Here is a 13917-nt window from a genome sequence, read left to right as displayed (position 1 = left end):
TCATGATGCATATAAAAAACAGGTTTAGCCGCCTGCCTATCAGCGATAAATTAAAATACATCATCACAACCGTGAGTACACTGGTGTTATTAATTTCATCACTGGCTTATGTTGCAGCTGAAGTATTTTCATTTAAGCGTGTGCAATTGGCACACATATCCAGTATTTCAGATTTAATCAGCGACATTGCCGCACCTACATTGGTGCTGGGAGAGTCCGATTCTGCCCAAACGTTATTGACCAGCTTAGCTAAAAAACCTGATATTCTCAGTGCTTTCTTATACCAAACAGATGAGCCAGAGCCTTTTGCTCACTATTTTACGCAAAAAAATATTGTCAATCAGGACAGTTTATCGCCTTCTCTGGGGAGTGATTGGTGGCGAAAAGCCTTGAATCAGTCTTCAGCGCAACATGATTTTCAGGCTGACAGGCTTGAATTTACCAAACCGATTTATTATGACAATGATTTAATTGGACGGATTTATATTCAGGCGAGTTTAAGCGGCTTGTATGATAATTTATGGTGGTTTTTTAAAATTGCCCTATTCGTTATTATTACAACAATAATCAGCGCATTTATACTTTCAGCCAAATTACAACACTATATTTCACAGCCTATTATTTATCTGGCTGCTGCCATGTCTAAAATTTCCTCCAGCAAAGATTACAGTCTGCGCGTTATTAAAACGGATGAAGACGAAATTGGCAGTTTATTTGAGCGTTTTAATGAGATGCTCCACCAGATTGAAGCCCGGGACAGTCAGCTGGAAACTTATAGTGAGCAATTAGAACACCAGGTTGCAGCGCGTACTGAAGAACTATCAACGGCTAATGCTGAGCTTAAACTTGCCATCCATGAAGCCAATAAAGCCAAAGAAACCGCAGAGTCCGCCAATCGTGCTAAAAGCGAGTTTCTTGCTAAAATGAGTCATGAAATCCGCACCCCGATGAATGGCATCATGGGCATGACTGAATTATTATTTGGCACACCGCTAAATGAACGCCAAAAAAAATATGCCGGTACAATTCAAAATTCTGCCGAAAGCCTGTTACAAATTATTAATGAAATCCTTGATTTCTCTAAAATTGAAGCTGGTCGCTTAAAGCTGGAAAACATCCCTTTTAATCTGCATAAAGCCATTGAAGAATCCAGCCAGCTATTCAGTGAACAGTTGGCTACAAAAAATCTGGCCCTTTCCTGTTTTCTATCACCAGAATTACCCAGCATGATTATTGGCGATCCCCTGCGTTTACGCCAGATATTGAGTAATCTTATTTCTAATGCCGTTAAATTTACGGAAAAAGGCCAGATTATTATCAGTACTGCTATTATTGAGGAATATGACAGCCAGATATTATTACGTTTTGAAGTGCGCGATACCGGTATCGGCCTGGATGTACAAACTCGCAGTAAAGTATTTGAGTCCTTTACTCAAGCAGATGGATCAACCACCAGAAAGTATGGGGGAACGGGTTTAGGCTTAACCATATCCAGGCAGTTGGCACAGATGATGGGCGGAGAAATCGGTGTGGAAAGTCAGCTTGCTAAAGGTTCTTTATTCTGGTTTACCGTCTTATTTCAAAAGATAGAATCTGCAAGTTACCCACTCCTTACAACCGGGCTTGCAACTGAAACTAAAAAAAATATGGAGACTGTAGAAAAACCAATTACTGAACAAATTGTTAAAACTAAAGAAAAACAGGCTGATTTTACTGAACAGCAACTGAATATTCATGTGTTATTGGCAGAAGATAACCCGGTTAATCAAGCCGTTGCTGTTTATATGCTGGAACTGATGGGCAGCAAGGTGACTGTTGTTGAAGATGGCTCCATGGTATTTGATGCCCTAAAAAAACAAAATTTTGATATTATTCTAATGGATTGCCAGATGCCTAATATGGATGGATTTGATGCAACACGCACGGTTCGCACCTATGAAAATCGTCACCCGGAAAAAAAAATCACCCCGGTGATTGCAGTGACGGCAAATACAATGCCCGGCGACAAGGAAAACTGCCTGGCCGCAGGTATGAATGATTTCTTGAGTAAACCGTTTAAACAGCAAACTTTATATGAAATTTTAAAAAAATGGTTGCCACAAAATCATTCCAGTAAAAAACAAATGGCTTTGCTGCCTCAGGGGAAAACTCATCAGCCTGTAACGATAAAGGATAATCAAAAAAATACAGATAACGATCTTGCTGTATTGGATCTGAACATATTGGAGCGCCTGGGTACGATCAATTCATCAAAAAAATCCAATATACTTAAAAAAGTAAGTACTTTATATTTGGAAAAAACCCCGGTTTTACTTCAAAAGCTGAATCATGCTTATCAGGAACAAGATGCTGAGGTACTTTACAAAATTGCACATAACATTAAATCAAACAGCGCAACCATTGGTGCGATGCAGTTAGCAAAAATGGCTAAAGAAATAGAGCTTTCAGGTAGAGAAAATAACTTTCAGGGTATTGAAAAAATAATTAAAGAAATGGAAAAAAATTATCAGCAGATTGAACCCCAACTACAAAAACACTGCAAATAATAAAACTAATGATAAATTTATCTGAAAAAAAACCAGCGAAAGTTTTGGTGGTTGATGACGATGAAATGATTCGCTTCCTGATTCGAGAGACCTTGCAGGAATCCCATTTTCACGTTGATGAAGTAGAAAGCGGTGAAGCCGCTATCGAATATTTTTTACAAACGCCCCCCGATATTGTATTACTTGATGTGATTATGCAGGGTATGGACGGGTTTGAAGTTTGTGCGCAATTGCGCAAACAAGCTGGTGGTAAACATGTCCCCATCGTGATGATGACCGGTTTGGATGATATTGATTCAATTCATCACGCTTATAATTCCGGGGCAACAGACTTTACAACAAAACCAATTAATTACACGATCTTAGCGCATAGGTTGCGTTATATGTTGCGAGCCGGTCAGCTTTTTGAACGCTTGCGTCGCAATGAAACCCGTTTAAGCAAAGCCCAGCAAATTGCGCGTTTAGGTTATTGGGAATGGAACACAAGCCAAAACCGGTTGCATATTCCCAGTCAAACCCTTGCCATCTTGGGTTTAGAGCCAACAACCCACTTTACCAGCCTCCGCCAGCTTTTGCATTTTATCCCTTTGGAAGAGCGACCACTGCTGCGCAAAACTTTTTTTAAAGCACTACGCACCAATCAGGATTTTGCGATTGAACATGAAATTATTACACCCAACAAACAGGTTAAAAGCATTCGTCAAGAAGGTGAATTACAACAAAAAGACAATGGTCAGAAACAATGGATAGTGACCATACAAGACATCAGTGAGCGCAAAAAATCTGAAGAGAAAATTATCCGCTTAGCTTATTATGACAATCTGACAACCTTGCCTAATCGGGTATTTCTCCAGGAATACCTCAATAAACTAATTGAACAGGCCAAGCGTCATCACCGTTTATTTGCCATTTTATCACTGGATTTGGATCACTTTAAACGTATCAATAATACCTGGGGACAAGGTGTTGGCAACCTGTTGCTCCAGGAAGCAGCCAGACGTTTAAATCAATGTGTGCGTACCAGTGATTACCTGGTGCGTGGTAACTGGGCCTTGCCCACAGATGCTTATGCTCAGTCTATCACCAAAAATGACACATTGGTCAGGCTCGGTGGCGATGAGTTTATTCTCTTATTAAGTGATATTAAAGACCTAACGGGTGTACAACATGCCATTCGCCGCATTCATAAAATCTTAAATGCACCGTTTATACTTAAAAAAGAACGTTTTTACCTGACTGCCAGCATTGGTATATCCATGTTTCCAAATGATGGACAAACGACTGATGTCTTATTGGCACATGCAGAAATGGCTATGCAACATGCCAAAAATGCCGGACGTAATACCTTTGAGTTTTTTCATCCATCAATGAATGTACAAGCGCACCAGCGTCTGATGTTGGAAAATGAATTACGCAAAGCACTGGAAAATGAAGAACTGGAAGTTTATTATCAGCCCAAAGTCGAACTCAAGCAGAATAAAACGATTGGCATGGAAGCTTTAGTGCGTTGGCAACATCCTGAAAAAGGCATGATTTCCCCCGCAACATTTATTCCTCTGGCGGAAGAAACTGATCTGATTTATTCTTTAGGGGAATGGGTATTAAGACGCGCCTGCAAGGATACAAAACAGTGGAATAATGCAGGGTATCCGCTTAAAGTCGCCGTTAATCTTTCAGTGCTACAATTTAAAAATACAGAATTATTAAACACTGTTCGCAATGCACTGGAAGATAGTGGTTTAGGTGCACAATATCTGGAGTTGGAAATTACCGAAGGCGTGTTACTGGAAGATTCAGACAATAGTAAAACGATACTCTCTAAACTCAAAAATATGGGGCTAAAAATTGCGCTGGATGACTTTGGCACGGGCTATTCCTCATTAAGTTACCTGAAAAAATTTCCTTTTGACACCTTAAAAATTGATCAAAGCTTTGTACGTGATGTCGGCACTGATCAAGACAGTTCTGCCTTGGCATCTGCAATTATTGCATTGTCCAAGTGCCTGAATCTTAAAGTGGTCGCAGAAGGCGTGGAAACCAGTGTTCAACTTGAATTTATGAAAAAACATCAATGTAATGAAATTCAGGGCTATTTTTTCAGCGCCCCCTTATCCCGGCAAAAATTTGATGCCTGGCTGAAAAGTCATTAATTACTGGCATTATACAAAAGCTTCATTTTTGATAGGCCTCAAGAAAGCATAGACTTCAAACCAATAACAACTGGAGTGCGTCACTTCAGTTCATCATTAAAAACATAAGGCATAAAACATGTCCGATACTGAGAATACAGAGCAAAAGGGATTGTTTTCCCGCTTAAAAAATACCCTGACCGGCAATAACAAGGATACACAAGCAGATTCAGAAACGGTGATTGAACCCCGTGACAAACCCAGTCAAAATGGTGGTTTCTTTGCGCGTTTAAAGCAAGGACTTAACCGCACACGCACAGGTTTAACCAAAGGTCTGGCAAGGCTAGGCATTGGTAAAACCGGCATTGACGATGAACTGCTGGAAGACATTGAAACCCTGTTATTAATGGCTGATGTGGGCGTGGAGGCCACCAGAGAAATTATTTCAGATTTGGAAAAACGGGTTTCACACGCCCAGTTAGAAGATTTGGACATGTTGTTTCAAGCCTTGCAGGAAGACATGCAAAAACTGCTGGGGCCAGTAGAACAACCTTTAGTGATTCCAGAAAATACTGGTAAACCTTTTGTATTATTGATGATAGGCATGAACGGCGCGGGCAAAACTACCACTATAGGCAAACTGGCAAAACGTTTTCAGGGTGAAGGTAAAAGCGTCATGCTGGCAGCAGGTGATACCTTCCGTGCAGCGGCGGTTGAACAGCTCAAAGTCTGGGGTCAGCGTAACGATGTGCCGGTGGTTGCACAAAAAACCGGATCAGACTCCGCCTCTGTTATTTATGATGCCTTGCAATCTGCCACTGCCAAAGGGGTTGATGTCTTGATTGCTGATACCGCCGGACGTTTGCATACACAAGATAATCTCATGTCAGAACTTGAAAAAGTGCAACGGGTGATGGGGAAAATTGATGCCGAAGCCCCTCATGAAACCATGATTATTGTGGATGCCAGCATTGGCCAAAATGCCTTAAATCAGGTAGAGCAATTTCATCAGGCAGTGGGCTTAAGTGGTATCAGCGTCACCAAACTCGATGGCACGGCAAAAGGGGGAATTTTGTTTGCCATTGCCAAAAAAACCGGCCTGCCCATACGTTATATCGGCATTGGTGAAGGCATTGATGACTTGCGGGTGTTTCATGCGGGAGAATTTGTTGAAGCCTTGTTAAGCCGGGAGGAAGATTGAGTTGATGTTGTTACGCAAAGGCTTCATTTTTGTGCTTTGAGGCACAAAAAAACTGCCATTGCTTCACGCTGAATTTCATTTGCACTTATGTCCAATACAACTGAAACCTTTTTTAACTGGAACCTGTTTCTCCCGCAAAAATCTCCCTTGAACTTACTCTCCGACGGTGTTAGCACCACAGGTGAGCTTAGCGCCCTGTTTATCTGGGTGATTGTTTTTTCATTTTTACTGGCAAGTTTCTGGTTATTTTTTCGCAGTTTTCAGGCACGCCAGCATTTGCGCTGGCTGACGCGACTGCTGACAGCGATTAAACCTGAAAGCCTGCCCATGCAGCGGCGGGAGCTACGCAAACAAGCGACCAGCCAAGGCGTGGCAGGTGCTTGCTGGCTGCAATTTGACGCCAGTTGGGTGGAATCCAGCGATGGTAAGCATTTTTACCAGACCAGCGATGCCAGTGTATTTTTTAACAAACAAATTTTATCACGCGGTGTTTCCGGCAACCGCCTGTTAATGGCAATGCCCGGTATACTCACCGCTTTTGGCATACTCGGCACCTTTGTCGGTTTACAAATTGGTTTAGGCTCCCTGGATTTAGGCTCGCCGCAAGTCTTGTCAAAAAGTATTGTACCTTTGATTCAAGGCGCTGCGGTTGCCTTTGCCACATCCGTGTGGGGCACTATTGCCAGTGTTTTATTTAATTTTCTGGAAAAATCACTGGAACAACATTTAGAGCGTGAAATCAATCAGATACAAAGCCGCGCCAATACCCTGTTTCAGATACACCTGCCAGAACAAACCTTGGTCAATATTGAGCAATCCAGCCGCGAAAGTGAAAACATGCTCAAGGGACTGGCTGAGCAGATCGGCGATAAGATGCAGGAAGCTTTGCTGGAAGTGCCGCAGCAAATTCAGGCAGGTCTTGAAACTGCCATCACCCCGGCGGTGGAGAAACTGGTTACCGCCACTGAAGCCCTCGCAGAAAAACAAAGCGACAGCGGACAGGAAGCCCTGTCACGTTTGATTGAACAATTTGTTGACAGCGTTTCAGAATCCGGGGAATCCAGCCGCGAGCATATGGAATCGGCATCCTCGCAACTGAGTGATGCCATTACCCAATGGAGCACCAGCATGGAAGGTTTTCTTGGGCGTCTGGAACACCGCGCAGGTGATTTTGACCAACAGGTCGGTAATCTGTTAACCCAGGGACAAACCCTGCAACGTGATGCCAACAGCAGCCAGCAAGCTCTGGCGGATGTTACCGGAGAAATCCAGAAAGGCAGTATTTTACTCAATCAGGCCGCGCAAAACCTGGGCAAACTGGGGGAACAACTGGTACAAGGTAGCCGTTTATTGAGTGAATCGCAACTGCAAACGGCAAAACTGGCAGAAACCAGCAGCCGTCGCCAGCAGGAAAGTAATCAGGTCTTAGAGCGCATTACCCAAACTCTGGATCAAGCCAATGACGGTTTGCTGGTTTCCAGCCAAGCCCTGAAAGAATCAGCAGAAATCAGTCAAAACAGCTTTGAAAGTCTGAGCGAGTCACAAAAAACTTTCCTGGAGCAACAGAAAAAAACCTTGACCGCGCTGCGTAAGCAGGTTGGGCAGATGATGAATGATTATGCCACAGATGTTGAAGAACAAACCCGCCATCGCATGGATCAATGGAATGCACAAACCCAGGAGTTTTCCAAAGGCATGGTGCTGGCGGTGAATGCCATGAATGAAATTCTGGGGGAAATGGATGCCAGTTTGTCCAAGTTGCGTGATAAGTGAGAATGACGGATGACGCTTATCCCTCTTGCAAGTCAAAATCCCAATCATGCGGCATCCACAAAAGCCCATATTCCGGTCTGCGGCTATGCACGGCATACAACTCACTGCGCTGCTCATGGATAATACGCAAAACAAACTCATCCACAATCATCGCAGAAAAACGGTAAACCCCAGTCGCCAGAGGAAATGAAGGCAAGGTCAGCGTCATGCTTTGCTCGCCCGGTTGTAATTCTGGCGATAAGCCGGATTCTTTGGTACTGGCAACAAACACTATTTGCTCATCTGGACGTAATAATGCAATACCGATATGCGCTTTCATCGGCTTGTCTTGCAAGCCTTTCATTTTCAGGTGGATGACCACATCCTTAAACTGCTGTAACACTTCCAAAGCCTGATTATTTTTATCCGTAACCTGAAACTTCGTGATCATCGCAGGGGGTAAATGCGCTTCAACGCTGACTTGCGCATTGCTTGCCGTTTCAATCTGCTGATACTGTTTGCTTTCCAGATACTGGGTATAAGCACCGATTACCTCTTCCGTGGAGCCATAAGCACGCATGACACCTTGCTCCAGCCATAGCGCCTGTTGGCAGATCTCCTGTACCAGATGCATACTATGGCTGCAAAATAAAATTGTTTTATTGGCATCCTTAAATTGCATCATACGTTCGATACATTTTTTCTGGAAATTATGATCACCCACGCTCAACGCCTCGTCAATGATCAAGATGTCAGGATCGATACAAGTAGAAACCGCAAACCCCAGACGTACATACATACCTGAAGAATAGGTTTTAACCGGGCGATCAATGAAGGCTTCCAGTTCGGAAAAGGCGATAATTTCTGCTTCACGCTGGTTGATTTCTTCAGCGCTTAAACCCTGCACCGTGGCGCTTAAGCGAATATTTTCCCGACCGCTTAATTCCGGGTGAAAGCCCGTGCCCAATTCCAGCAGCGCAGCAACCTTACCATTGCGCTGAATATGCCCTTCCGTGGGTTGCAAGGTGCCGGTGAGTAGTTTTAACAACGTACTTTTACCCGCGCCGTTATCACCGATAATACCCAGTCCTCCGCCTTGTGGCAGGGTAAAAGAAATATTCTGCAAAGAATGGAAGGCCTGATGACAAGGCCGCCTTAACAGGATTTCTTTCAGTCTATGAACAGGTTTGGCATAAAGTCGATAAACTTTAGATAAATTAGTGGCTTCAATGGCATTCATAACTATCAATAGGTTAGCGTGAGGTGGCAGCGGCTAAAAGAAGCTGACATCAAACTTATTATTCTTAAAATTGTGCAGCGATGGCAAACATGGTACCGGGCAGCCAGAAATTCAGACCTGCCAACCGGTTTGGTATTTTCATCCCCAGTTTTGCGGCAATTAAACCCAACGGATAAGCAGCAGGATAGGGTAAAACTTTTAATTGCTTAGCCCCTGCCTGATGAAATAAATAACTCAGGGTATCAACATCGTAATACGTGATATGCTCAGGAATTTTAAATGAAGACCAGCGTTTACCCATGAGCTTGAACCAAAAACCGTTAATTTTAGGTGTGGCAAACACCATCCAGCCTTCTGGACTGAGATGCCCACTTAAGGTCTTCACAAAGGCAACGGGATCATAGACATGCTCAATCACGCTCATGGAGCTAATACAGTTATATTGTTCACCTTCAGGAATGGCTTCCAGACCGCCGCGCAAGCCCTGAAAGCCAAGTGCTTGCACTTGCTTCACCGCTTCTGCATCAAAATCTGTACCACTCAATGTATCAAAAAAACTGGCGGCTTCCTGTAGAAAAAAACCATAACTGGTACCAATTTCCAATAAGGAACCCCCCTCTATGCCTGCTTTTTGCATCTGTCCTAAAAAAGCATGAAAAGTGGGTCTTAACGCCGTTTCCTGATCCCGGTAATGCCCATCTTTATCAGCATAGCCGGAATCACCGCCCCCTGCAAAATAACTGGGATCCGCATAAACATCCAGCATGACGGATTCCTTCAGGCGCGGCGATAAATACCAAAGCTGACAGTTGGCGCAACGTACCACCTGAAACGGCGGAAATTCAAAAACATGACCGCTGATATGCTGTTCACTTTGACACACGGGGCAGGCACAGGATTCCAGGTCATTTTTCTGCCAGGAAGGCAGCGCAGATTTTTGTTTCATATATCAACCTTATTTGGGTATTCCCCTTATTCAAATTTCAGTTTGCACAATCAAACGCTGTTGCTTGCTATACACTGGTTCAATGACTTTATGCCGTCCATATGCTGAACTGGTACTAAATTGAATTAATCCCAATTTTGCCAACAAATTGATATTTCTGGATACCGTAGTGCGCGCCAGACCCGTGGCCTCACTCAAAGATTCCAGTGTTGCTGTGCCAGTATCACGCACATAGCGTAGCAGAGCCAATCGTTTACCTGACATCAGTAAATCAAACGCATCAGGCTCGAAAGTAACCACTTTTTCAGTGGGCAATATTGGCAGAGCCTTGTCAGCAGCCTCTGCAATTTCAGTTGCTCGTTTGAAAAAATCCTCAGTACTTGCTGGTTTAATGACAATACTCATGAGCAATAGCCCTCCATTCCTGCTCGAATTTCTCTAATGTATCTTGAAAGGATACAAATTCCACTGCGGTTACTTGACCAAAATAATGCCGATGATGGTAATTATGGGCATCATCGTAGCCTAATACCCTGCCATTATCACCAGAAAATAGCAGTGGGTTGATATAAGTCAGGCTATAACGTTGTACACGTTGATGCTTATCCACCCATGCCTGCAATCTTAAGATTCCACCGCCTTGTTTTTTAGAAATGTGGTGTTCTTCATCTATTGCAATGGATAAGCTAATGGATGACTTAGGAGCGAGAATTTTATAACTTCAGAAACTGGGCGGGTCTTTTTCTCCATTTTCTACGTTGTGAAAACAGTTACATAGCTTGCTATGCGCCTATTTTCACGCCTTGAAAATGAATAAAAATCCTGCACCCAGTTCCTGCACTTATTTCATCTTCACTCCTTAGAAATTTTTTTCTTCATTATTTTCCAGCGTCATTGTTTAATACCTGGTACAGCGACCAGCAAATACCGGTAATAATATTTGGATAAAAGGCTAAGCTCTGCAACAGTTTTTTATTTTCCATGCACAAGGTTAAAACCTTCGCCTTTCAGGCGAACAGATTTATCTTTGATGTTTAACGGTAAAACTTAAAATATGGGTTTTAGCACTAACACCCCAAAGGGGTATTTTAATATAGCTTGGGGCAACGCCCCAAGGTAGATAATGACACGGATACAATTCCAGGGATGTTACCCCTGGCTATATTAATGCGCCCCGTTGGGGCTAAACAACAGGGCTTGTCCGCCCTGTATCTCGGCTTTCAGCCGCCAAACGCTCTAACTCACCCGTCTTTTAGCGGGTGGTTGTTTAGTATTTGTTGTTACCGGCTAGGAGGCTGTCCGAGAATAGCAAAATCAACAATTTTGCTAAAATTAACTCATTACTTATCAATGAGTTAAGAATCTGATTTTTTGAAAAACCGAGTTCTCGGACAGCCTCCTAGAGGGATAACACCCCTTGAAGGGGTGTTATCCCCTGGTTAAACTACACGCCATGTTTAAGACTGGCTTTAAGGAAAGCATCCAGATCGCCATCCAGTACCGCCTGGGTATTGCCGGTTTCATGTCCGGTGCGCAAGTCTTTAATGCGCGATTGATCCAGCACATAGGAGCGAATCTGACTACCCCAGCCGATATCGGACTTACTATCTTCCACCGCCTGCTGCTCAGCATTGCGTTTTTGCATTTCCAGCTCATATATCTTGGCTTTTAACTGCTTCATTGCTGTGGCTTTGTTTTTATGCTGCGAGCGATCATTCTGGCATTGCGTCACCAACCCTGTCGGATTATGGGTGATACGCACGGCGGATTCAGTCCGGTTCACATGCTGCCCACCCGCGCCGCTGGCGCGATACACATCAATACGCAAATCTGCGGGATTGATGTCAAGATCCAGGTCATCATTGATTTCCGGCGCGACAAACACAGCAGAAAAAGAGGTATGGCGGCGATTACCGGAATCAAACGGCGATTTGCGTACCAGACGATGCACCCCGGTTTCTGTGCGTAGCCAGCCAAAGGCATGCTCACCTTCCACCTTGATGGTCGCACTTTTAATACCCGCGACATCGCCTGCGGAAACCTCAATCAGTTCGGCCTTAAAGCCGCGCCGCTCCGCCCAGCGTAAATACATGCGCAGCAGCATTTCCGACCAATCCTGCGCCTCCGTGCCGCCAGAACCGGATTGTATATCCAGAAACGCATTTTCAGCGTCCATTTCCCCGGAAAACATACGATTGAATTCCAGTTCCGCCAATTGGCTTTCCAGTTCATCCAGATCCAGCGTCACCGCTTCCACGGTGTCGGCATCGTCTTCTTCTGCCGCCATTTCCAGCAAATCCTGGCTGTCAGTCAGCGTATTGCCCAGCTTGTCAAACAAGCTGATGACTTTTTCCAGGTTAGAACGCTCCTGCCCTAAAGACTGCGCTCGCTCCGGTTCACTCCACACTTCCGGCTCTTCCAGCTCGCGGGAAACCTCATCTAAACGCTCGCGTTTGCTTTCATAGTCAAAGATACCCCCTCAGCACATCGCTACGTGCCTGCATATCTTTGATTTTTTCAAATAATGGATTTAATTCCATTGCGCTGTCCTTATCACAGAATACTTGGGAAAACCCGATATTCTACCATAACCAATCTGATGGCGGATAAAAGCAAAAAAATCCGCAATTCTCAATTTAGGATTTTATAGGTTAAACTCTACTAAATATTATCAATATTAAATGAGTTAAACGATGTCATACCCCTTTGAGTCAACAGATAAAACTACCTATAAATTTACCCACACAACAATGATAAAGCATCTGAGACAAAGTTTTGAAAGCTTACCAGATTATCGAAGTGGTACAGGTACTTATAAGAAATATAGTGTGTTAGATGCAGCAATGAGTGCATTTTCAGTTTTTTTTATGCAATCATCTTCATTTTTGGCGCATCAAAAAACCATGAAAAAACAGCAAGGTGGTAATAATGCGGAAAGTTTATTCGGAGTACACCAAATACCGAGTGATAATCAAATTCGTAATTTACTTGATGGCGCTACACCAAATGCACTACATCCCTTGTATAGAGATATTTTTAAGGGACTGGAGCAAAGCGGTAAACTAAAAGAATTTCATGTACTTAATGGTAGCACATTGATTGCAATGGATGGTGTGGAATATTTTAGCTCTCAGAAAATTTATTGCAACTGCTGCTCAACAAAAACTTTGAAAAATGGTAAAGCACAGTATTTTCATACGGCGGTTACTCCTGTCATTGTTTCACCAAATCAATCAAGTGTTATTCCATTATCTCCCGAATTTGTTACTCCTCAAGATGGTAGTGAGAAGCAGGATTATGAACTTGCTGCATCGAAACGTTGGATAGAACGAGAAAGCAGCTACCAGCCGGTTAATACTACTATTCTTGGAGATGATTTGTATTGCCATCAGCCATTTTGTGAACACATCCGTGATAAGGGATGGAATTTTATACTGGTATGTAAACCTGACTCACATAAAACCCTGTATGAATGGGTAGCCGATTTTGAACGTGAAGAAAAAATTGAAGTTATGGAGAAACGCCGTTGGACAGGTAAACAATATGTTGTAGATCGATATAGATTTATGAATAAAATGCCCTTACGTAACAGTAATGATGCATTATTAGTGAACTGGTGTGAGTTAGAAACCACAGATGAATCAGGCAAGGTACTTTATCATAATGCTTTTGCTACAAATTATACTTTAGATAAAAATAATGTAGCGAAGATTGTCAAAGCCGGACGCACTCGCTGGAAGATTGAAAATGAGAATAATAATACATTAAAAACAAAAGGATATAATTTTAAGCACAACTTTGGACATGGCAGTCAATATCTGGCATCGATACTTGCCAGTCTCATTATCCTTGCCTATTTGTTTCATACTGTATTGGAGTGGTTTGATGTCTGCTATCAATTACTCAGAGAGTATCTACCCAGTCGAAAAATTTTCTTTGATGATCTCAGGGCTTTGACACGTTATATGCTCTTTGATGATTGGCAATGTTTGATGGAATTTATGCTAGATGGATTAAAAATACCTATACCGATATCTAATAAATTGATGAACGTAAGTCTAAATTGAGAATTGCTGTAGTAGTAGCGTCCCCTTTTCCCTTTT

Annotated in this window: 10 protein-coding genes; 5 read left to right on the top strand and 5 right to left on the bottom strand. The window is 43.0% G+C overall.

Annotated elements, in window-relative coordinates; genetic code table 11:
* The first annotated feature begins 2 nt into the window (after positions 1-2).
* The 4 genes from QUF61_RS02140 to zorA all read left to right on the top strand — a co-directional run bounded on the left by QUF61_RS02140 (position 3) and on the right by zorA (position 7649).
* Positions 3-2546: an ATP-binding protein gene (locus tag QUF61_RS02140; protein WP_289680250.1), complete on the top strand. Its 2544-nt coding sequence runs from the start codon at positions 3-5 to the stop codon at positions 2544-2546.
* Between the two features lie 8 nt (positions 2547-2554).
* Complete coding sequence (locus QUF61_RS02135; protein WP_289680249.1) at positions 2555-4696, top strand: two-component system response regulator; 2142 nt, start codon at positions 2555-2557, stop codon at positions 4694-4696.
* Between the two features lie 118 nt (positions 4697-4814).
* A complete protein-coding gene (gene ftsY, locus QUF61_RS02130) occupies positions 4815-5876 on the top strand; it encodes a signal recognition particle-docking protein FtsY (protein ID WP_103919493.1) in 1062 nt (353 codons plus the stop codon).
* Positions 5877-6023: 147 nt separating this feature from the next.
* Positions 6024-7649: an anti-phage ZorAB system protein ZorA gene (gene zorA / locus QUF61_RS02125; protein ID WP_289680248.1), complete on the top strand. Its 1626-nt coding sequence runs from the start codon at positions 6024-6026 to the stop codon at positions 7647-7649.
* A gap of 16 nt (positions 7650-7665) precedes the next feature.
* Here the strand turns inward: zorA and QUF61_RS02120 are convergent, their stop codons facing one another.
* The 5 genes from QUF61_RS02120 to prfB form a co-directional block, all read right to left on the bottom strand.
* Positions 7666-8868, bottom strand: coding sequence for an ABC transporter ATP-binding protein (locus QUF61_RS02120; RefSeq protein WP_289680247.1), 1203 nt, complete (start codon positions 8866-8868; stop codon positions 7666-7668).
* Between the two features lie 64 nt (positions 8869-8932).
* A complete protein-coding gene (locus tag QUF61_RS02115; RefSeq protein ID WP_289680246.1) occupies positions 8933-9814 on the bottom strand; it encodes a class I SAM-dependent methyltransferase in 882 nt (293 codons plus the stop codon).
* A 30-nt stretch (positions 9815-9844) separates the two neighbouring features.
* The gene (locus QUF61_RS02110; RefSeq protein ID WP_103919489.1) at positions 9845-10219 is read right to left on the bottom strand and encodes an HVO_A0114 family putative DNA-binding protein; all 375 of its coding nucleotides are present in this window, start codon (positions 10217-10219) and stop codon (positions 9845-9847) included.
* On the bottom strand, positions 10203-10445 hold the full coding sequence (locus tag QUF61_RS02105) for a toxin-antitoxin system TumE family protein (protein ID WP_286019198.1): 243 nt from the start codon (positions 10443-10445) through the stop codon (positions 10203-10205). The genes QUF61_RS02110 and QUF61_RS02105 overlap by 17 nt, the downstream gene beginning before the upstream one ends.
* Positions 10446-11258: 813 nt before the next feature.
* A protein-coding gene (gene prfB, locus QUF61_RS02100; RefSeq protein ID WP_289680242.1) for a peptide chain release factor 2 occupies positions 11259-12354 on the bottom strand; the annotation gives its coding sequence in 2 pieces (ribosomal slippage) (positions 11259-12281 and positions 12283-12354; 1095 coding nt in all).
* 210 nt (positions 12355-12564) lie between these two features.
* Between prfB and QUF61_RS02095 the strand changes: the two genes are divergently transcribed.
* Entirely contained in the window at positions 12565-13881 is a 1317-nt protein-coding gene (locus QUF61_RS02095; RefSeq protein WP_407080042.1) for a transposase, read from the top strand.
* Positions 13882-13917: the final 36 nt, after the last annotated feature.

Origin of the sequence: Candidatus Venteria ishoeyi (genome assembly GCF_030378065.1) — a bacterium.
Taxonomy (GTDB): domain Bacteria; phylum Pseudomonadota; class Gammaproteobacteria; order Beggiatoales; family Beggiatoaceae; genus Venteria; species Venteria ishoeyi.
The sequence above is the reverse complement of the archived record's forward strand: the minus strand, read 5'-3'. Positions and strand labels throughout refer to the sequence as shown.

What these genes read in the sequence shown, in the direction of transcription:
- QUF61_RS02140 (WP_289680250.1), top strand. Translation starts at nt 3, where the DNA reads ATGATGCATATAAAAAACAGGTTTAGCCGCCTGCCTATCAGCGATAAA.
- QUF61_RS02135 (WP_289680249.1), top strand. Translation starts at nt 2,555, where the DNA reads ATGATAAATTTATCTGAAAAAAAACCAGCGAAAGTTTTGGTGGTTGAT.
- ftsY (WP_103919493.1), top strand. Translation starts at nt 4,815, where the DNA reads ATGTCCGATACTGAGAATACAGAGCAAAAGGGATTGTTTTCCCGCTTA.
- QUF61_RS02120 (WP_289680247.1), bottom strand. Translation starts at nt 8,868, where the DNA reads ATGAATGCCATTGAAGCCACTAATTTATCTAAAGTTTATCGACTTTAT.
- QUF61_RS02115 (WP_289680246.1), bottom strand. Translation starts at nt 9,814, where the DNA reads ATGAAACAAAAATCTGCGCTGCCTTCCTGGCAGAAAAATGACCTGGAA.
- QUF61_RS02110 (WP_103919489.1), bottom strand. Translation starts at nt 10,219, where the DNA reads ATGAGTATTGTCATTAAACCAGCAAGTACTGAGGATTTTTTCAAACGA.
- QUF61_RS02095 (WP_407080042.1), top strand. Translation starts at nt 12,565, where the DNA reads ATGATAAAGCATCTGAGACAAAGTTTTGAAAGCTTACCAGATTATCGA.